The sequence below is a fragment of the Methylobacterium sp. NFXW15 genome (assembly GCF_049887755.1).
Lineage (GTDB): Bacteria > Pseudomonadota > Alphaproteobacteria > Rhizobiales > Beijerinckiaceae > Methylobacterium.
The window spans coordinates 306,591-327,076 of the sequence record NZ_JAGEKG010000004.1 but is presented as its reverse complement, the minus strand read 5'-3'; the positions used below and the strand labels follow the sequence as shown (position 1 = coordinate 327,076).

At 63.5% G+C, this 20,486-nt stretch carries 13 protein-coding genes and 5 pseudogenes; 5 read left to right on the top strand and 13 right to left on the bottom strand.

Annotated elements, in window-relative coordinates:
* Positions 1-252 precede the first annotated feature (252 nt).
* Positions 253-970, top strand: a pseudogene (locus tag J4O73_RS11595) (IS3 family transposase); the annotation flags it as partial.
* Between the two features lie 795 nt (positions 971-1,765).
* Positions 1,766-2,191: a hypothetical protein gene (locus J4O73_RS11590; RefSeq protein ID WP_426217401.1), complete on the top strand. Its 426-nt coding sequence runs from the start codon at positions 1,766-1,768 to the stop codon at positions 2,189-2,191.
* On the opposite strand, the pseudogene J4O73_RS11585 reads toward J4O73_RS11590, so the two are convergent.
* From J4O73_RS11585 to J4O73_RS11570, 4 genes and pseudogenes are all read right to left on the bottom strand, one after another.
* A pseudogene (locus J4O73_RS11585) lies at positions 2,177-2,821 on the bottom strand (helix-turn-helix domain-containing protein); the annotation flags it as partial. The gene J4O73_RS11590 and the pseudogene J4O73_RS11585 overlap by 15 nt on opposite strands.
* Positions 2,822-2,979: 158 nt before the next feature.
* Positions 2,980-3,800: pseudogene (locus J4O73_RS11580) on the bottom strand (IS110 family transposase).
* 291 nt (positions 3,801-4,091) lie between these two features.
* Positions 4,092-4,475 carry a hypothetical protein gene (locus tag J4O73_RS11575; protein WP_426217399.1) on the bottom strand — a complete coding sequence of 128 codons (384 nt, stop codon included), beginning with the start codon at positions 4,473-4,475 and terminating at the stop codon, positions 4,092-4,094.
* Between the two features lie 145 nt (positions 4,476-4,620).
* Entirely contained in the window at positions 4,621-7,587 is a 2,967-nt protein-coding gene (locus J4O73_RS11570) for a sensor domain-containing protein (RefSeq protein WP_426217397.1), read from the bottom strand.
* Between the two features lie 861 nt (positions 7,588-8,448).
* Here J4O73_RS11570 and J4O73_RS11565 point away from each other — a divergent pair.
* The 3 genes and pseudogenes from J4O73_RS11565 to J4O73_RS11555 all read left to right on the top strand — a co-directional run.
* The gene (locus J4O73_RS11565; protein WP_426217395.1) at positions 8,449-12,120 is read left to right on the top strand and encodes a sensor domain-containing protein; all 3,672 of its coding nucleotides are present in this window, start codon (positions 8,449-8,451) and stop codon (positions 12,118-12,120) included.
* On the top strand, positions 12,101-12,475 hold the full coding sequence (locus J4O73_RS11560; protein ID WP_426217393.1) for a PilZ domain-containing protein: 375 nt from the start codon (positions 12,101-12,103) through the stop codon (positions 12,473-12,475). The genes J4O73_RS11565 and J4O73_RS11560 overlap by 20 nt, the downstream gene beginning before the upstream one ends.
* 288 nt (positions 12,476-12,763) lie before the next feature.
* Positions 12,764-13,144, top strand: a pseudogene (locus tag J4O73_RS11555) (transposase family protein); the annotation flags it as partial.
* Positions 13,145-13,162: 18 nt separating this feature from the next.
* Here J4O73_RS11555 and J4O73_RS11550 read toward each other — a convergent pair.
* The 9 genes and pseudogenes from J4O73_RS11550 to J4O73_RS11510 all read right to left on the bottom strand — a co-directional run.
* Positions 13,163-13,342, bottom strand: a pseudogene (locus J4O73_RS11550) (serine dehydratase beta chain); the annotation flags it as partial.
* 106 nt (positions 13,343-13,448) lie between these two features.
* Positions 13,449-13,808: a RidA family protein gene (locus J4O73_RS11545; RefSeq protein WP_426217392.1), complete on the bottom strand. Its 360-nt coding sequence runs from the start codon at positions 13,806-13,808 to the stop codon at positions 13,449-13,451.
* A gap of 28 nt (positions 13,809-13,836) precedes the next feature.
* The gene (locus J4O73_RS11540) at positions 13,837-15,234 is read right to left on the bottom strand and encodes an NAD(P)/FAD-dependent oxidoreductase (protein ID WP_426217390.1); all 1,398 of its coding nucleotides are present in this window, start codon (positions 15,232-15,234) and stop codon (positions 13,837-13,839) included.
* A complete protein-coding gene (locus J4O73_RS11535; RefSeq protein WP_426217389.1) occupies positions 15,231-15,536 on the bottom strand; it encodes a (2Fe-2S)-binding protein in 306 nt (101 codons plus the stop codon). The genes J4O73_RS11540 and J4O73_RS11535 overlap by 4 nt, the downstream gene beginning before the upstream one ends.
* A complete protein-coding gene (locus J4O73_RS11530) occupies positions 15,517-16,656 on the bottom strand; it encodes an NAD(P)/FAD-dependent oxidoreductase (protein ID WP_426217387.1) in 1,140 nt (379 codons plus the stop codon). Before J4O73_RS11530 ends, J4O73_RS11535 begins: the two co-directional genes overlap by 20 nt.
* A complete protein-coding gene (locus J4O73_RS11525; protein WP_426217386.1) occupies positions 16,653-17,450 on the bottom strand; it encodes an ABC transporter permease in 798 nt (265 codons plus the stop codon). Before J4O73_RS11525 ends, J4O73_RS11530 begins: the two co-directional genes overlap by 4 nt.
* Positions 17,447-18,307, bottom strand: coding sequence for an ABC transporter permease (locus J4O73_RS11520; protein ID WP_426217384.1), 861 nt, complete (start codon positions 18,305-18,307; stop codon positions 17,447-17,449). Before J4O73_RS11520 ends, J4O73_RS11525 begins: the two co-directional genes overlap by 4 nt.
* The gene (locus J4O73_RS11515; protein WP_426217382.1) at positions 18,304-19,344 is read right to left on the bottom strand and encodes an ABC transporter ATP-binding protein; all 1,041 of its coding nucleotides are present in this window, start codon (positions 19,342-19,344) and stop codon (positions 18,304-18,306) included. The genes J4O73_RS11520 and J4O73_RS11515 overlap by 4 nt, the downstream gene beginning before the upstream one ends.
* A 100-nt stretch (positions 19,345-19,444) precedes the next feature.
* The gene (locus tag J4O73_RS11510) at positions 19,445-20,470 is read right to left on the bottom strand and encodes an ABC transporter substrate-binding protein (RefSeq protein WP_426217380.1); all 1,026 of its coding nucleotides are present in this window, start codon (positions 20,468-20,470) and stop codon (positions 19,445-19,447) included.
* Between the last annotated feature and the right edge of the window lie 16 nt (positions 20,471-20,486).

Below are 20,486 nucleotides of genomic sequence, written 5' to 3'. Positions count from 1 at the left end.
ACCCCATCATATTATTGCACACAGTCAAATAAATTTATTATAACAAGCAAACAACAGTGGCTCAGAGGTAGTTCGTAACGAAGTACTTGGGCGCCGGATGGCCTTGGCAAATACATGTGCGGCGGAAGTCCTTAACGCAGTCGAACATGCGCTCGATAGTGTTGTGCTCGCGATAGAGGGCGGACGAGAAGCGTGGTTTCTAGCGGCGGTGGATTTTAAGCGGAATATTGGGCATGGCTCTGGCCGCCTTGATCTGCCTTGACGCTGTCGAACGAGTTGTACGGCAGTCCACGCATGACTACACGAGTTGTGAGAGCGGGGTTTGGCGGCGGGCCGACGGCGCGCGGCCCGGCTGATGCGGGAGAACGGACTGAAGGCTCGTTAGCCCCGCCGCTTTCGACGCACGACGAACAGCAGCCACACCTTCTCGATCACGCCCAAACACCTCGACCAAGACTTCGGCGCGACCGGGCCGGATCGCAAGGGGAAAGCGATATCTTTTACATTTGGACGTGGGAGAGTTGGTTATACCTGTCAGTAGTCTTCAACCTGTACTCCCGACGGGTTGCGGGCTGTACGGCGGGCGACCGTCTTCATAAGGAAATTGCGCTGACCTTAATGCGACGAGCCCTCGTCATCCGGCAGCTCGGATCAGATTTGCTCCATCATCTTGACGCAGTAGTCAGTCCTGTTCGCACAAATATCAGGAAGAGCCAAGAGGGCACGGCATCGTGCCTTCGTTGTTTGTAAAAGCAATCGCTTCGACAACTCGATGGTCGAAACGTTTTTCGTGACGCTGGAAAAATTAAGTTGGTCTGTTGCACCCTTTCAGACGCATGCCGAGGCCACCACCTCGCTGGCTCGTTACATCGCTGGCTTCTATAATCCCCGCCACCGTTACTCGCCGCTGGGCTTCACCAGTCCTATTCAGTTCGAGAAGGGTTTTACGCACCAAACCGCTCTCCATTGAATCGGAACAAGTTGATGGATCCCGGTCCTTTTTTTTCGAACGTGATCCAAGCAAGTCGAGGATACCTGCCGTTCGAAGGCGTCTCGCTTCTCGGGATCGGTTCGCTCACCCTCGCAAGGACGAAAGCCCGTGAGCCGATGCGGTCTCAGCAAAACTTAGCTGGCCCTTAACTCAACGTTGAACAACGACGGAGCGGTTGGCGCTTCCGGTTTGTAAGACACCCATTGTATTCATCGTTCCAGACTGCGCCGCGCTGATGACGTTTCCGCGCCCACCCTGCTGAAGGCTCATTACGTTCTGTTGCCCAGACTGGATGGCCGTCAGCGTTTGGCCCTCTCCGCTTTGGATCAGCGTCATCGCGTTGCCACTGTCAGCCTGGATCACCCTTGCAGAATGGCTTGAAAGATCTTGACGGGCGGTGAGACTGGTGTTCGATCCCGATGAGTCAGCCGTGACTTGGCCAAATGCGGATCTCAGCGAGAGAGTCTCCCAATGAGCATCTTTGGAACGTGCAGGGGGCTGGTTCGAAGGCAATCCTCCCGGTAAGCTCGGCCAATTCGCGGTGTGGTTGCCGCTTGATGTGTGGGATGCAGCGTGCGCGGAGATTGATACCTGGCTAATCCAGACCTCGTCGCCCGCCGGGACATCGCTTGCAGTGAGAACGAGGGCGACGACCAAACCCACACGTAATGAGAGCGGATGCACGGGGGACCTGCCTATGAAAAACATTCGGCCGCTTGTTTGAACGGCAAGCCCTCGCCAATCCCTTAATCGACTTGGTTCAACGCGATGCCCGTGACGAAACTCCTCTCGATCCTCGTTCTGGTTGGTCTTGCGCCCACGCCGAACCTGGCCTTGGCCCAAGTCGACAATGTCAACGACTGCACGCTGATCAAGGATCCGATCGCGCTCCGGGATTGCATCCTGCGCTACGGGAATGTCCGCACGCAGCCGCCCACCACGATTGAGAATAACGCGCAGTCTACTGCAACGCAGCCCGAGCCTTCAACGGATGCGAGCAGCGACATCGTCGAAGTGCCGCCAACACCGACGAGCAAAAGAAACAAACCGGTAAAGCGCCCAAAGCAGACGGTGCCCGAACAGTCCGCGGAAGCAACCAGGGCGAAATCCACCCCTGAGGCAGTACCGCCATTGCGGCCGAACCCCAACGATACTCTTACTCATATCGAGCAGATCGATTTGTCAAAGGTGAAGCGCTAACTGTGCCGCGGCGTAGCGCCTGGATTTGTAGGCGGGTCCGTTGTCGGTCATGACGCCCTCGACGTGCATGCCATGGCGACGGAAGAAGCGCAGGGCGTTGAACAGGAAGGCGAGGCAGGAGGCCTGGGTTTCGTCTGGGTGGATCTCGGAATAGGCCAGTCGGCAGTGGTCATCGTCGGCCAGATGCAGGTATTCCCAGCCGATGCCGGGGCCTGAACTCTGCCTTGTGCGGTCGCCGGTGATACGGTGCTCGACACGGTCGAAGCGGCCGAGCTTCTTGATGTCGCTATGGATCAGTTCACCGGGCCTGTCTCGCTCGTAGCGACGCACGGGTTCGAGTCGGTCGAAGTCTTTGATACGGCTCAGGCCGTACCGCCGCAGCACGTGGCTGACGGTGGCGGGCGAGACGGCGAGGTCACGGGCGATCTGCGCGATGGTCGGGCGCTGCCGACGCAAGGCCACGATGGCCTCCCGTATCGGGACCGGGGTCGGCCGATACAGGCGATGAGGCCGCGAGGAACGGTCCTTCAGCCCGGCGGCGCCTTCGGCCGCGAAGCGGGCCACCCACTTGGCCACTATCTTGGGATAGACGCCTATCGTCTCGGCGACCGCCTTCGGGCCGAGTCCTGTGTGGATGGCTCCCGCATGGCATCCGCGAGCTAGGTCCTACTCTGCTTTGCGAACTATGACGCCCTGGACTGGCGGCGGGGTGTCCCGGCTCCGGTCTGACCGGTTCGCCATCAACTCTCATCGTCCTCGCAACCTGGAAACTCGTTTTCGCCGTGTTGTCAGGCAGCCGTGGCCGCTGGTACGCGGTAGGTGCCGCCGCGGGTCATGATCGCCCAGGCGACCCGCGCCGTGCGATTGGCCGCCGCCACGGTCACGACGTGCACCGACTTGCGCTGCAGCAGCGCCGGCAGCCGCGGGTCGACCGAGGTTGGCCTCGCCTTCGCGCGCCGGACCAGAGAGGTCATGCCGACCACGAGCAGGCGGCGCAGGTAGCGATCGCCCATGCGCGAGATTCGGCCCAAGCACTCCTTTCCGCCGCTGCAGTTCTGCAGCGGTGTCAGGCCCAACGAGGCCGCGAACTGCCGACCGGAGCGGAAGCGCTCAGGCTCGCTCACGGAAGCAGCCAGCGCCGAGACGATACCGACGCCGGGGATCGTCGCCAGCCGCTGCGACAGGTCGCTGTCCCGATGCCAGGCGAACAACTCCTTCTCCAGCCGGTTTAGCTGGATCTGCAAGGCTCCGATCTGATCGGCCAGCCCGGCCACCACGCGCTGGACCAGGGGTGGCACCTCGGGCGCGTCACCGCCTCGCAGATGGCAGCGGCATCGTTCGCGTCGATCTTACCGCGCTTCACGTACGGCTTCACGTAAGCCGGCGGCATCAGCCGCACGTCATGGCCGAGCCCCATGAGCTCCCGGGCCCAGTGGTGCGCCGTGCCGCACGCCTCCATGCCGACCAAGCATCGTGGCAGCCTGGCGAAGAACGGCACGACCTGCGCCCGCCTCATAGCTTTGCGCACGACGACGTGCCCAGCCGCATCAACGGCGTGAACCTGAAAGATGCTTTTGGCCAGATCGATGCCGACGGTGGTGATCTCCATGGGGATGGCTCCTGCATGAGCGTGGCTGCTGCTTCGACAGCGACCACATCTTGGCATCAAGACACCGTTAGTCGGAGCGGGAGCCATCCACCCCACCTGCTTTGGACCAGCCGCACCAGCCACTCTCGTCTGGACGGCGTCAAACGCGCATTCTGGTGGATGTTCATGCAGTCTCTCCGGGATCGCTGAAGCCTCGCATCTTCAGCGTCCTCGGTTCAGACCGAATGGACAACCTCTTATAAGCTCACAGCTAGAGCGTTTTCGGTCTGAGCTGGATCGAGTGTGTGAGGTTCACGGAGCAGTGTAGGGTTTATTTATTTCGTGCTCCAGACGAGAAGCGAGGCATGAGTCGTCCCTACAGCCAAGACTACCGCGACCGCGTCCCGACGCCGCCGGGACAGCGCCGCGTCGAGACTTGGAGAACGAGAAGCTTTTCTTGCGCGAGAAAATCGCGTCCGGCGCGATTCCACAGTGAAGCTTTATAACGATTTGCCCAACTTTGACGCGATATTTCGCAATGATTTCGGCCGATTTTAAGTTTATCTGATGGGCGCGGAATGGAAACTCGCTGCCGCCAGCGAGCATCGCACGGCCTTGAATGTTGCTATCGACGTGAACAGTTTGCCCGCTGGGTGCTGGTATTCGATTCTGATCGCCAGTTTCGTGCAACCCCATCGCCGCCCTTCCTGTTTTCGCGTATCTAATATATAAAAGCGTGCTTTTAAATCTATAGTATTATCAATGGTTTGAATTCTCAATATTCATCGAGCGTGTAACTTCGTGCAGTAATTTTGATGATCATTGATGCGTATGAGGCTGCTCATCCACGATTATCAGAGACGAACTTGATGGCCTCCGCCGCGAGGAGGGGCTTGCTGAACAGGAAGCCCTGGACTTCGGTGCAGCCTTCGCGTCGGACGAGATCAAGTTGTTCCTGCGTCTCCACCCCCTCGGCGACTATACCCATGCCCAGCCGCTCTCCGATCCCGACCATCGCTCTGACGATCGCCGCGGCGTCCGGGTCAGCGATGTCGCGGATGAAGGCGCGGTCAATTTTGATCTTGTCGAATGGAAAGCGCCGCAGATAGCTGAGGCTCGAGTAGCCGGTGCCGAAATCGTCCAGCGCGATTTTGACCCCTGCACCACGTAAGCGATGCAGGATGGCAAGCGCCTCTTCGGGGTTCTGCACCAGCAGACTCTCGGTGACTTCCAGCTTGAGGCGGTATGCCGGCAAACCGGTGGTCGCGAGGGTTCCCAAAACCGTCTCTTCCAGACCCGACCGGAACTGGACTGCCGAGACGTTGACGCTGACCTTGACACCCTCCGGCCAGTTGGTTGCCTCCCGGCATGCTTCAGCTAGGACCCACGCCCCCAAAGGCGTGATCAAACCGGTATCTTCGGCGACCGGGATGAAGTCGGCCGGTGAGACCAGCCCGTGCTGAGGATGCCGCCATCGCAGCAGTGCCTCGAAACTGACGACCGCACCGGCCGCCACGTCGATGATCGGTTGGTAGACGAGGAAAAAGTCGCCGCGCCGGATTGCGTCCTTCATATCGAGGGCGAGCGAGCTTCGTGTCGCGATGCGAGCGTGGGCGGTGGCCTCGAACAGTCGATACGTGCCCCTGCCGGCCGACTTGGCTTGGAAGAGCGCCATGTCTGCGCGTTTGAAGACTTCCTCTGCGTCGGCGGCAATTCCGGGCACGAGGGCACCGCCGATGCTGATACTGGTGTCGATCTGCAGGCCATCGAGGATGACCGGTTCGTCGAGGACGGCGATGATCCGTTCGCAGACGGCCTGGACACTGGCCTCGCCGTCGATGTCGTCGAGCACTACCGCAAATTCGTCGCCGCCCAGGCGGGCGACCGTATCCTGTCGGCGCACGGTTGCGCTGATGCGCTCGGCCACGGCGTGGAGCACGCGGTCTCCCATGAGATGCCCGAGTGTGTCGTTGATGGACTTGAAGTGATCGAGATCGCAGACGAGGATCGCGTGCTGGTTCGGTGCCTCGACTTTGTGCGCCAGGGCGCGATCGATACGGGATCGGAGCAGATTGCGATTGGGCAGACCCGTCAGGCTGTCATAGTGGGCCATGTGTTGAATGCGCAGCTCTGCGGTTTTGCGCTGCGAGATATCGATGATCGTTCCCACCATCCGCCGAGGCTTGCCATCTGGTTCACGCTCGACGATGCGGGCGCGACTCATCGCCCAGAAGTAGTCGCCATCTGCCTGTCGGCGCCGATACTCAACCTCTAGGATTGGTGTCGTTCCGGAGATGTGGGCATGATATGCCTGCCACACCTTGTCTCTGTCGTCGGGATGGACGGCGTCCGTGAGCTCGCCAGCACGAAACGGACTGGCTACGCTTGGAAGTCCAAGCCGGTTCAGCCAGCGTTCCGAGAACCAGATCTCGTCGGTCGCGATATCCCAATCGAAAAGTCCACCCTCGCTGCTGTCGAGGGCAAGTGCGAGCCGCTCTTCACTCACCCGCAGCCGTGCTTCGCTGGAGCGGAAACTTTCCTCGGCCGAGCGGCGGCTGGTGACGTCGAGGTGAAGACCGACGAAGCGAGCCACCTCTCCGCGTTTTGAATCGGCTACGGCCCGCCCGATGGACTGGATCCACCGGCAGCCGGCTGGATGATCCGGTGCCAGCGCACGGAACTCGACGTTGAACGTCGTTCCTGTCGCAAGGCCGTGCTCAACGGCCGCCCAGACGCCAGCGAGATCTTCCGCGAAGACGCGCGCCTCCCAATCCTTGATCGAGATCTCGATCGTCGTGCTCTCGCAGGCGTCAGGAGCTGTCAGGCAGTGCATCCGAGCGCTGATTGCGGAGAGGACGACACGATCGTGATTTGGATCATAGTCCCAAGCTCCTGCCGCTGCGGCATCCTGTGCCACACGGAGCAAGTCGTTAGCTCGCCGCAACTCCTCACGACCCCGCACGATCTCGTCGATGTCGAGCGCGGTGCTGATGAGCGCCTCGACCCGATCGGCCTGGGCAATCGGCATCGTGACGATTCTGTGCCAGCGATAGAGGCCATCCCGGCGGAGCAGTCGCGCTTCAACCTCGTGGCGACGGCTTAGACGGCGCTTCCTTACCCATATTCTTTTGACCCGGGTGAGATCATCAGGATGAACGAGGGCGAATCTTGCCTGCTTGGAGGGGGCGATCGCTCCGTGATACGCGGTGAATTGCGGGTTGGTGTAGAGCGCCTCGCCAGTCTCAGCCGACGTAATCACCACCATCTGCGGTAGTGCTTCGGCCAGGATGCGATACTGAGCCTCGCTCCTGCGAAGCGCATCCTCGGCTGACATCCTCGCGCTGGCGTCACGCATGTTGGCGACGTAGCCGTCGGGCTGCCCCGTCACGGGATCGCGCGTCAGATTGCACGAGATCTCCATCCAGACCCAAGACCCATCGGCGTGGCGATATCGCTGGAAGGTCATGGCTCTCTCCAGCCGCCCTTCCGTGAGATCGTTCAGGACCCGCGCGAAGCTCGCCGCATCATCGGGATGGACTGAGTCGATCGGGGATGCGCCGATCATCTCTTCGGGCGTGAAACCGAGCACCGCCGTGATCGCGGGGGAAATGTAGCGCCGACGCGCCGTTAAATCGCACCACGAGACGATGTCCGTGGTGGTCTCAGCATGCAACCGGCAGCGTGCCTCGTTCTCGCCGATAGCGTGCTCCGACGCTCGCGCAACGGTCGCAGGTGGATCGACAGCGAACTCACGGAGGGCAACACCACAGTCATTGCTGTCGTGCACGTGATGCTTGCGCTCGATCATGATCTCGAACCTGCATCGGCCATGTGAGTATTAAACGGCCCTACGAAGCGAGCGTCGTGATGGGCGCCGATCGCTCGGACAACAGATGCCAGCCGCGGGTCGACCCACACCAAGCGTTCGACCGTAGTGCAGGACGTGTCACGATAGGTAATCGCGGTGCTCGACATGGTTCCAGTCGAAGTCGCGCCTGCTAAGACGATACTCTCTCTGGCTTGGCGCCAACTTTTAGATGGGGCGACAATAGGATACCCGTGTTCAAAAATAACATAAGGTCGGACGCTGTAATTATCTCTATCAGCGTTGGACGGTACAACGCGCCCTAAATGTGAACGCGATGAGGCCGATGCCCGAAGACCATTTCGCTCTTCGCTTGCGCGGCCTGATTGATCGCCCGCTAAATCATCGTCCGACATGGTAGTGCGTCGCGATTATTATGTTGTGCCACAGTATAAATAGACGTATTTGCGCCCATTCCAGCGACATACTTGCATATGTAATGATCTAATCACTAATTAAATGTAAAAGTTGAGCTATACTGCATGAACGATAGTCCGCGTCAAAATGCCTATGTCTAAAACGATACTGGAAAAAGTCTTCGTGATTAGCCTCTCAATTGGCCTTGCATTCACAGAGTGGGGTGAAAAAGCATCGACTGCCTAGCGCCTTGGGATCGTTGGGTCAGGCCGCCAATCCGGCGCGCCGAAATCAGGCGAGCAATATCCAAACGGATGGCGAGTTACTGCCGCTAGTAGATTGTTAACCTCCAGTAACGCTGGTTGTGTAACGCCCGGAATGCACCCCGATAGCCGGCGCGTACGGCCTTCAACCACGAGTTGTAGAGCCTCTAGAGATCTTTAGATCATGCCGGCAGTTAAGCTCGCGATTGTCCAGCTTATTGCGACTGGCGCTCGTCCCTCGCGCGATGGCCTGGATGAACGTTGTGCCGACCTGGCTGCGGTCATCGCCACCATGCAGCGGGCGCCTGGAACCGGCGCCGCGGGAGTCATCGCCCTTCATCGCGGGCGGCTGTGCCTCGCCCTCGAAGGAGAGCGCGACGATGTCGAACTGGCCCAGAGCAGGATCACTGGAGCGTTCGAGCACTTGGATGTCGAAATCTTGTGGCAAGGGGAGGTCTCCGACCGTCGCCTGCCGGTGGCATCGATCATCTTCGCGAGCGGCGACCCAGAGGCCCAAGCTCTGCTCGAGGAAAGCCTCGATCGCATCTGTGAGAGCGATAGCGAAGACGAAGCCACGCGGATGCTGGACGCTCTTGCGCGGGCCGCCGAGCTCATCGCCCGACGTTCACCTTCAATCAGCACAGCCGTCGGTGAGAAGATTACCGCCCCCAGTCTCGCTGAAGCCGAGACCGCGGCGCTGAACGCGTCGTTCGGAAGCGCGGTTCTCTCACGAGACAGGATTATCCTGCGTACGAATAGCTCGTTTGCCGCGCTGTTCGATTACGGGCCTGAAGAACTCGCGGGAAGGCCCTACAGCGATACCTTATGCGTCTCGGATACGGACCACCTCGGCCGCCTTTGGAATGCCATGGAACGCGGCGAAACCGTGCGCGTCGACCGTCGCGGCTGCAGTCGGGATGGCAGCAACATTTGGCTGCGCAGCACATACCGACCGTGCCTCGATGCAGCCGGCCACTTGCTTCACGTCACGGAGATCGCCTTCGAGATTACGCGAGACAAACTGCGCCAGCTCGATGAGCGTGGCCAGATCACTGCAATCAATAGAGCGCAATTGGTCGTCCATATGACGCTCGATGGCACGATCACCGCCGTGAATGATCTTTTCACCGAAACGATGGGCTACGCTCGCGAAGACATAATCGGGAAAAATCACGACATCTTTGTCGATGGCGGTAGCGAACGGTCGGATGAGTACGCCCATCATTGGAATCATTTGGCCGATGGGGGGCTCATCGCAGACGAGTATAAATATATCAGCAGTGGAGGCCAAGCCGTATGGCTTCAGGCATCCTACAACTCGATCCTGGACATGGCCGGTCGGCCGTTCAAGATCGTGATGTACGGCTCTGACGTGACTGCCGAAAAGCTGCAGCGAGCGGATTTCGGGTGGCAGATCGCCGCGATCGATAAGTCGAACGCCGTGATCACGTTCGACATGGGCGGGATCATTCTCGATGCGAACGAGAACTTCCTATCTGCCTTCGGCTACACCCGCGATGAAGTCGTCAGCCATCACCACCGGATGTTTGTCGATGAAAGCTATTCCCACGGGGCTGAATACGCCGAGTTCTGGCGCAACCTCGCTCAGGGGCGGCATCAGTCCGGGCAGTATATTCGGATCGATCGCGGGGGCCGCCAAGTCTGGTTGCAGGCGACGTACAACCCGATCTTCGATGTTGAGGGCCGACCGTTCAAAATCGTGAAGTACGCAACAGTCGTCACTGCCGAAAAATTGCGTCAGGCGGAGCATCAGGGTCAGATCGCAGCCATCCATAAGGCGCAGGCCGTTGCCTCTTTCGATCTCGACGGCACGATCCTCGACGCCAACCGAAAGTTTCTCGACATTCTCGGCTATCGTCTCGGCGAGGTGCGCGGACACCCGCACGCTATTCTGATCGGTCCTGCCAACGGCTTCGGCCAGGATTTCTGGGCCGGTTTAGCCGCCGGACACCATCGCAATGGAGAGTTCCGGCACGTGACCCGCGACGGTCGCGAAGTCTGGTTCCAGTCAGCCTACAACCCGATCTTCGATCTGGAAGGGCGGCCGTTCAAGATCGTGCAATACGCCACCGACGTCACGGCGGAGAAGTTGCGGCAGGCGTCGATCGACGGGCAGCTGACTGCCATTCACAAGTCGCAAGGGGTCCTCTTGCTCGAACTCGACGGCGCGATCCGCGAGATCAACGACCGCTTTCTGGTGAGCCTCGGCTATTCCCGTGACGAGGTGGTCGGACGTCATCACAGGATGCTCATAGACCCGGATCAAGCAGGCTCTCACGAATACGCCGCTTTCTGGGATCGACTTGGCAGCGGCGGCTTCCTCTCCGATCGTTACCGTCTCATCGGAAAAGGCGGTCGTGAGGTCTGGGTGCAGGCGACCTATAACTCAATTCTCGGCCTGGACGGGCAGCCCCTCCGGATCGTGTGTCTTGCGACCGATGTGACCGCCGATGTCGCCATGGCGGAGGCCTATCGCGATGCGCAGAAGCAGGCCCACCACGACGCGATCACGACCCTCCCGAACCGCGTCCGGCTTCTCTCTCATATGACGGCGGCGCTCGCGAACGCCGACAATCGGCTGGTCGTGCTGTATCTGGATCTCGATCGCTTCAAGCCCATCAACGATACTTTCGGCCACCAGGCTGGCGATCGGGTGTTAAGCGAGGTAGCCGACCGGCTTAGGCGCTCGCTCAGGCCCGATCAGCTGGCGGCTCGGATCGGTGGCGACGAGTTCGTCGTCATCGCCGCCGACCTGCCGGATGAACGCATCGAAGCGCTCTGCCAGACGCTCCTCGATGCCATCGCCGCACCGATCGCGCACGAGGGCGGGGATTTCACGATCAGTGCCTCCATCGGCGTCGCCGTGGCGCCCACGGATGGTCGCACACCGGACGAGTTGCTGCGCGCGGCCGACACGGCCCTGTACCGCTCGAAGCAGAGCGGCAGGGGCACCTACAATTTCTACGCTGCTTCGATGAACGAGCGCGTCCTGACCTATCGGGCTCTCGTGGACGATATGCGGCGTGGAATGGCAGCGGGGGAATTCGCCCTCGAGTATCAGCCCTGCTTCGAGACAAGGCAGCGCAATGTCCGGAGCGTTGAGGCCCTGATCCGGTGGAACCACCCGACCAGGGGACGGCTCGTCCCCGCCGACATCATCCCCCTCGCGGAGAAAAGTGGGCTGATCGTACCGCTGGGTGAATGGGTGCTGCGCACGGCTTGCCAAGCCGCAGCCGGTTGGGCGGAGGTTGGGGTCTCGGTCAACGTCTCGTCGCTTCAAATCCGCACCGGCGATTTCGTCCAGTTCGTGAAACAAGTCCTGGCCGAGACGAATTTGCCTGCATCCCGCCTTGAGTTGGAGCTGACGGAGAGCGCGCTTCTGGATGACGTGCCCAAGGCCCGGGCGATCCTGGAAGAGTTCAAGCATCTCGGCATCCGCCTCGCGATGGACGATTTCGGTACCGGCTACTCGTCGCTCAGCCTTCTCAAGATGTTCCCGTTCGACACGCTCAAGATCGATCAGCAATTCGTTGCGAATGTCGGGAAAGATGCGGATGGTCTGGGAGTGGTCCGCGCCATCCTGGCGCTCGGGGCCTCGCTCGGTCTCAATGTGATCGCTGAAGGCGTTGAGACGTCAGACCAACTCGACATGCTCGTCGAACATGGGTGCGACGAGGTGCAGGGCTTTCATCTGTCGAACCCGCTCACCCCCGCGATGATCGAGCAGCTCCTGATCAACCAGCGGCACTTACTCGCGAAGACGCCATCACATCGGCTAGGCCATGAGCCGGTCCATTCCATCGCCCTCAAGGTAAATGAAGCTGTCGCCTGTTGATCTAGCCGTGGCACGAGCCGTGAATTTAGAAACTTGCTCAAAGCAAGCATATCTGATGAGTAGAAATAACCTAATTCCCTCGCGAGTCGAACGGCGTGGTAATGATGGCACTCGCTCTCCTGTCACGCTGCTCGCCTCAATTCAACTTGCGAATGGAGAGAAGCTTCCTTGTGTGATCAGGGATCTGTCATCGACGGGTGCCAAGCTCGCTGTCTCTCGTCGCTACGAACTCCCAACCGAGTTCAACCTGTTCGTTCGTGGTCGTGAAACACAGTTCCCAGTCAGGCGAATGTGGCAGCGCGGCGACCATGTCGGCGTAAAGCTTATCATTTCGATGGACGATCAGCTTCCGTAAGTGTTTTGTAGTGCGGATTAAGAACCAGCCACGAGGCGGAGCAAATCCAGACCAGTTCCGCCTTCGCAATCTATGTCGGGGCGGTGGCTGGAGTGGACCCACTCCACGGGGTTTGCGCGCGTGCGCACAACTCTGGCCGCACTGTTCTCGACCCATACCCTTTGATCTTGGCGGAAGAAGATCACCGCCGATGAACTGACTGTGTTTCGGCGTGCAACTTTGGCTCTGACTCACTTTCGCCGATGCCGGCAGCGTTGAAGTCGCGGATATCCAGAATGGAGCCGCAGCATGCGCCCCCGCTTCAGGCCGTCGAGCCTCGTACCCGCCGGCTTCGTCGTCGATCACCTCGATGTCAGCAGCGATCTGATCGGTCTGGTCGTGAGGTCCGGATCTGCGACGGCGACGTGCCCAGACTGCCGGACCTCGTCACGTCGCATCCAAAGCCGCTACCAGCGCCGTGCCGCCGACCTGCCGCTCGGTGGTCGGCGCGTCGAACTCCAAGTCATGGTGAGACGCTTCTGGTGTGATGCAGCGGCCTGTGGGCGGAAGATCTTCGCCGAGCGCTTCTCCGAGGACGGCCTGCCTACCTTCGCACGACGCACCTCGCGGCTGGAACAGATCGTCCATCACCTCGGGCTCGCGCAAGGCGGCCAGCCGGCGCTCGGCCTCATCCGGGTCGAGGGTTTCGGGACGGAAGCCGAGCAATCCGAGAATGACCGCCCGGTCGGTGGCGTGACCCTTGCCGGTGAAGGCGAGACTCCCGTGCAGGGTCGCCTCGATCCGGGCGGGCGCGTCGGCTTTGGGGGGCTCGCCCCGCCCGGTCGCGCAGCGCCTGGACGAAGTGGTGGGCCGCGAGCATCGGCCCAATCGTGTGCGAACTCGACGGCCCGATCCCGATATTAAGACATCGAAGATGCTCAGGAACATCGTCGTTCGCAGTCCCTACTCGACCTCGCCCATCGCATCCGGTCCGCTATGCTCGAAGCGCCGTCACCGTGATCTCGACGCGCAAACTCGGTGTGGCGAGCTTTGCCTCCACCGTCGTCCGTGCCGGGGCGCTGCCCTCCGGCATCCAGGCTTCCCAGACGGCGTTCATCGCGTCGAAATCGGCCATGTCGCGGAGATAAATCGTCGCCGTCAGGATATGGGCGCGGGAGGAGCCGGCCTCCCCGAGCAGCCGGTCGATCCGCGACAGCACCTCGCGGGTCTGGCCCGCGATGTCGGCGATGTCCGTCCCGCCGGAGGTCTGGCCGCAGAGATAGACGAGCCCCTGGGCCTCGACGATCTTGCTCATCCGGGCGTTGGTGTGCAGCCGTGTAATCTCGGCGGTCATCGCGAAGTCCTCCTTCGGTTCGAAAGTATCAAACGGGGTCGCGGGCGAGGTCCGCCATGGCGGCGAGGGGCACCGGCTTCACCGGCATGCGGACGCGCATGTAGCCGATCGCCTCCGGGTCGCGCCCGGTCTCGGCGGCCATGGTCTCGCAGACCGTGAGACCGCAGAGGCGCCCCTGGCAGGGCCCCATCCCCGCCCGGGAAAAGAACTTGGCTTGGTTCGGTCCCTGCGCACCCTGCCGGGCGAGGGCGCGGATCTCGCCGGCCCGCACCTCCTCGCAACGGCAGACGATGGTCTCGTCCGCAGTCGGGACGCGGCACCAGTCGGGCGGCCGGTAGAGAGCATCCAGGAAGCGACGTCCGCGCAATGCTTTTCGTGCCGCGGCCCGCGGGGCGGTAGCGTCCGGCGCGTCTCGGTTCATGTCTCGCAGGATGGCGAGCGCCGCCAGCGCCCCCCGGTGCTCGGCGACCTGCGCTCCGGCGATTCCGCCGCTGTCGCCCGCGACGTAGAGGCCGGGCTGATGAGTCTGGCCGTCCGGGCCGAGGTCCGGCTCGAAAGCGAGCCGGTCCGGGTTCCAGTGATGCGGGATGCCACAGGCCATGGCGAGGTTGACCTGGGGCACGACGCCCTGGTGCAGCAGCACCGTTCGCGTCGGCACGCCATGGCGGCGCCCGCCGGCCCGGTAGTGGATCTCCTCGACGCGCCCTTCGCCCTCAAGGGAAAGATCCTCGACGCCGCGGACGATGCGCGTCGAGGCGAGCACCTCGCGCAGGAGTCCGATCCCCTTCCAGGCGTAGGAAGTGCCGAGGAAGGCGGGCAGGTGTGGGAGCGCCGCCAGCCAGTTCTGGCGGGGGGCGGTGTCAAGCAGGGCCGCGACGGGCACGCCGAGGCGGGCATACTGGGCGGCGAGGAGATAGAGGAGTGGCCCGGTGCCGACGAGGTGCAGCGGTCCCTCGGGCACCACGCCGCTCGCCTTCACCATCGTCTGCGCGGCGCCCGCCGTCATGACGCCGGGGAGGGTCCAACCCGGTATGGGGAAGGGCCGCTCGTGAGCGCCCGTGGCGATGAGCACGCACCGGGAGCGGACCCGGCGCCCGCGCCCGGCGATCATCAACCCGGTCTCGAAGCCACCCTCTGGGCCGGGCTCGATGAGGAAGACCGTGGCGCCGGGTCTCAGCACGGCGCCGGAATCCGAGAAGCGCTGGGCGAGTGCCGCGCCGAGCCGGTAATCGGAGCCCAGCGCCGGGCTGCCCGGGAACGGCTTCAGCACCGACCGGTAGATCTGGCCGCCCGGGGCGGAGGATTCGTCGGCGACGGTCACCGCCAGTCCGGCCTTGCGGGCGGCGATGGCGGCGGCCATGCCGGCGGGACCGCAGCCCACGATCAGCAGGTCCTGCGGGTGGTCCTGTGGGGCGAGGTCGCTCATGGCAGGTCCTCATCCTTGAGGTGGCGGCCCTGCCCGCCCGTCACGATCACCATCCCGTCGCGGACAGGCTCCAGGCACGCCTGCCGGTTGCCGACGCCGTCGATGGCGACGAGGCATTCGAAGCACACGCCCATGCCGCAATAGGCGGCCCGGGGCGTCCCGCTCCTCATGGTCCGGCGGAACGGACCGATGCCGGCGAGGAGCAGGGCGGTGGCGACGGTATCGCCGGGGGCAGCGGCCACGGGCTGCCCGTCCACGACCACCCGGCAGGGCTTCTCCACCTCATGCAGCCTGCGGAACATCGGCGAACCTTCCTGCTGCGAACGGGGCGAGATCCTCGGACCACGTCCCCGCCGCGATATGCGGCGCGAGAACGAAGGCGTGGGCAGCGGCGAGGGTCACGCCGCTGTGGCAGGTGACGAGATAGGCGGCCGGCAGGGTGCGGGATCGCTCGTAGATCGGGTGTCCGTCCGGGCTCATCACCCGCAGCGCCCCCCAACTCCGCACCACCTGCGCCCGGGCGAGCAGCGGGAACATGCGCACCGCCTGATCCGCGATTCCGCCGAGCACGCGGCTCTGCGTGCCGTTGTCGAAGCCGACCTCTTCCTTGGAATCGCCGATCATGACGCTGCCCTCGTCGGTCTGGCGGACCGTGCCGAGGGGGTGGTCGAGGAAGGGAGCCACCTTCTCGGTGACGATCACCTGCCCCCGCTGCGGCCGCACCGGCGCATGCAGCCCGGCCATCGGCGCGAGGCGGGCGTTGTCGAGCCCGGCGGCGAGGACAACGGTTTTCGCCCGGATCTCTCCGTCGCCCGTCCGGATGGCGACGCCGCGCGGATGGCGAGCGAGGTCCAGGACGGCCGTGTTCGGCCGGTACCGAATGCCCTGCGTCACCGCCGCACGATGGAGCGCCCCGAACAGACGGAGCACGTTCACGTGGCCGTCGGCAGGGCAGTAGATGCCCCCCGCCACCTCCGGTCCGATTGCCGGAAGCCGGTCGCGGAGGGCCGACCGGTCGAGTACCTCGAAGGTGGCCGGCGTTGCGAGCTGGTTGTGCAGCCGCGTCATGCGATTGGCGCGGTCTTCCAGGTCGGTCGCGCTGAGGCTGAGGCTGAATCCTCCCCGGCGCGAATAGCCGAGGTCGAAGCCCGTCTCCCGGCTCAACCCGGCGGCGAGGTCACCCCAGAGATCCGCCGACCGGAGGGTCCAGTCCGCGTAGGCCGGCATCGCAAGGCCCTTCCCCTGCACCCAGATGAGGGCGAAGTTCCCGCGAGAGGCCCGGTGGGCGACGTCGCCCTCGTCCAGGACGGTGACGCCGCGGCCCTGGCGGGCCAGCCCGTAGGACAGCGCCATCCCGACCAAGCCGCCGCCCACCACGACCACGTCGTGCGAGTCGGGGTCGTCCTGCATCAGCGAGATCATGCGCGGGTCTCGCCGACGAATAGGCGCTCCAGCCCGTAGAATTTGTGCACGACGATCATGAACAGCACCGTCAGCACGATCATCAGCGTCGAGACCGCGCAGATCAGCGGGTCGATGGAGTCCTGGATGTAGTTGAACATCATCACTGGCAGGGTCGTCGTCGAGGGCGAGGCGATGAACACCGTCATCGTCACCTCGTCGAAGCTCTGGATGAACGACAGGGCGAAGCCGCTTGCGATGCCGGGTAGGATGAGCGGCAGCATCACCCGTCGCACCACCGTCGCCCGGGACGCGCCCAGCGAGAGGGCGGCATCCTCGATCCGCCGGTCCATGCCGTTGGCGCCCGCCAGCACCATCCGCAGAGCGAATGGAAAGATCACGACGACGTGGCTGACGATGAGCCCGAGCAGGGTCCCCGACAGGCCGACGCTCGAGAAGAACCGCAGGAACGCGATCCCGAGCACCACATGCGGAATCATCAGCGGCGCCAGAAACAGGGCGCTGAGCGCGTCCCGTCCGGGGAAGCGGTGGCGGGCGATGGCGAGCGCTGCCGGGGTGGCGAAGGCGACGGCGATCACCGAGGAGGACGCCGCGATCAGCAGGCTGGTGCGGAAGGCCGAGAGGAATTCCGGGTACTCCACGAGCCGCCGGAACCAGCGCAGGGAGGCCCCGTGGGTCGGCAGGGCGAGGTAGCCCTCCGGCGTGAAGGCGACGAGGCAGACCACCAGCATCGGCGCCACGAGGAACGCCATGAACAGCGTATGGAAGACGAGGGCGAAAGGGCCGTTTTTCATGCGAACACCTGCTGGTAGCGCCGCTCGACGAACCGGTTCCACCCGACCACGATGGCGACGATCCCGACGAGGAGGAGCACCGCCACCGCCGCGCCGAGGGGCCAGTTGAGGGTGTTCAGGAACTCGTCGTAGGCGAGCGTCGCCGCGACCTTCAGGCGGCGACCGCCGATGATCGCCGGCGTGGCGAAGGCGCTGGCCGACAGCGAGAACACCACGATGCTGCCGGAGAGAATGCCGGGCACGGCCTGCGGCAGCACGATCCGCCGCAGAATCGTCAGCTTGGGGGCGCCGAGCGATTCGGCCGCCCGCTCGCTCGCCGTGTCCATCCGCGAGAGCGAGGCCCAGACCGACAGAACCATGAAGGGCACGAGGACGTGGACGAGGCCGATGACCACCCCGGTCTCGGTAAACATCAGCGAGACCGGCCCGGCGCTGAGATGCGTAGCCTGGAGGATCTGCGAGAGCAGCCCGTTGCCGTTGAGCAGGATCGCCCAGCCGAGCGTTCGCGCCACCACGGAGACCAGCAGCGGGCCGATCACCACCAGGATGAAGATCGAGCGCCAGGGCTCGCGCATTCGCTTCAGGATATAGGCCTCCGGGACTCCCAGGAGGACGCTGATCCCCGTGACGATGAGCGAGATCCGCAGGGTTCGCAGGAAGATCTCGGCGAAATAGGCGTCGCCGAGGACCTCGGCGTAATTCTGGAAGTCACGCGTGGCGACAATGCCTTGCGCCGAATCGAAGGCATTGAACGACAGCAGCACCGTCATCGCGAGGGGAACCGCGAGGACGCCGAGGAACAGCAGCGCGGCGGGGCCGACGGCGGCGTAGGGCGAGGGGGATTTCGACGCGCTCATGCCGCCCTCTCCTGCTCGCGGAGCTGGGCGTGCGCGCCCTCGAAGCCGAGCACCACGGCTTCGCCCTCGGCAGGAACGGGGGCGCCATCGTTCTGGCGGACCACCACCGTGCGGCCGGCGGCGGTCTCGACCTCGAACAGCCAATGGCCGCCCTGGAAGACCCGGGCCTTCACGCGGCCGGGCAGGCCCGGAGCCCCCGGGCCGGCGAAGTGGATCTTCTCGGGACGGACCGTCAGCTCCGTCGGGCCGGAGACCGCCCGCCCGACGGGGACGAGGTGGCCCGCGATCTCGATCGCCGCACCGCGGCCGGTTCCCCGGAAGACGTTCGTGGTGCCGAGGAAGGAGGCGACGAAGGGCGTCGCGGGCCGCTCGTACACGTCGAGGGGCGCGCCGACCTGCTCGATCCGCCCCGCGTTCATCACGACGATCCGGTCGGAGAGGGCGAGCGCCTCCTGCTGGTCGTGGGTCACGAGGATCGTGGTGGTGCCCAGCGTGCGCTGGATCTGGCGCAGCTCGATCTGCATCTCCTCGCGCATCTTGGCGTCGAGGTTCGAGAGCGGCTCATCGAGGAGCAGGATGGAGGGCCGGATCACCAAGGCCCGCGCCAGGGCAACGCGCTGTTGCTGCCCGCCCGACATCTGCCGGGGGAACCGCTCTCCCTTGTCCGCGAGGCCGACGAGGGTGAGCGCCTCGGCCACCCGCTGGCGCACCTCTTTCCGGGCGACGCCGCGCATCTCGAGGCCGAAGGCCACGTTCTGGGCGGCGCTCATGTGCGGAAACAGGGCGTAGCTCTGAAACACGATGCCGAGGCCCCGCCGGTTGGGGGCGAGCTTGAGCAGATCGGCGCCATCCAGCGTCACCGCTCCGCCGCTCGGCTCGATGAAGCCCGCGATCATCTGCAGCGTCGTGGTCTTGCCGCAGCCCGAGGGCCCGAGCAGCGAGATGAACTCGCCCTTCTCGACGGCGATATCGAGGGATTGCAGGACCTGCACGGTGCCGTAGGCTTTCCGCAGGCCACTCAAGACAAGGTACGACATGCATCCTCCCGGCCGCGATCGTGCGGGTCGTGGTGGGCGAAGGGGGGATGCGGAGGGCGGCCGAACCGCCCCCGCCATCCGCCGCGGGGCGAGGCGCGCGCTAGCGTTCGATTTCCCGCGTCCAGCGCTTGTTCCAGGCATCCCGGACGGGGTTGATCACATGCCAATCGGCGGCCACGAGCTTGTCGGCCTTGTCGCCGACCGGCATCATTCCGGGGCGCTGGACCACGGTGTCCTTGTTCACCGGGGCGAAGCCGCCCGCATCGGCGAGGATCGCCTGCACCTCAGGCGACAGCATCATCATCATGAAGGCTTCGGCCTTGGGCGAAGGCGCCTTCTTCGCCACCGTGCAGATGGCGGTCATCACCACCGGCGCGCCTTCCTTCGGGTAGGCGAAATCGACCGGGAAGCCGGTCTCGGCGAAAGCCTGCACCCGCGAGGAGCCCCAGACGGCCAGGAGCGCCTGTCCGGTCTGGAACAGTTCGGTGATCTTGGCCGGCGACGGCTCGAAAGCGAGGATGTTGGGCGCCACGTCCCTCATCGCGGCAAAGCCCGGATCGACCTTGGCCTCGCCGCCGCCGTTCATCCGCGCCAGCATCACCACCGTCAGCAGGCCGTAGCCGTTGTTGAGCGGGGGCATGACGATCTTGCCCTTGTACTTGGGATCCTTGAGATCGTTCCAAGACGTGGGCGGCGCCCAGCCGTTCTCCTTGAAGACCTTTGTGTTGTACATCAGCCCCGTGGCGATGATGCCGAGGCCCGACGCCTTGTCGCCGAAGACGTTGGCGACGGGCTGCAGCTTGCTCCGGTCGATGTCCGGGGTGGGGGCGCAGAGCCCGAGGGACACGGCCCGGCTCATCGGACCGTCGTCGATCAGCGCGACATCGTATTCCTGGTTGTCGCGCTGGGCGAGGAGCTTGGCCAAGGTGTCGGTGGAATTGCCGCCGACATAAGTGACCTTGACGCCGTTCTCCTTCTCGAACTTCGGCAGGATCTTCTCGCGGATCGCCGTCTCGGTCGAGCCGCTATAGCCGGCGACGACGAGGGATTCCTGCGCCTGAAGAGGTCCTGCGAGCGAGAGGACAGTGACGGCAAGCCCTGCCGTGATGCGCAACCGCTTGCTCATGACCTGCATCCCCCCT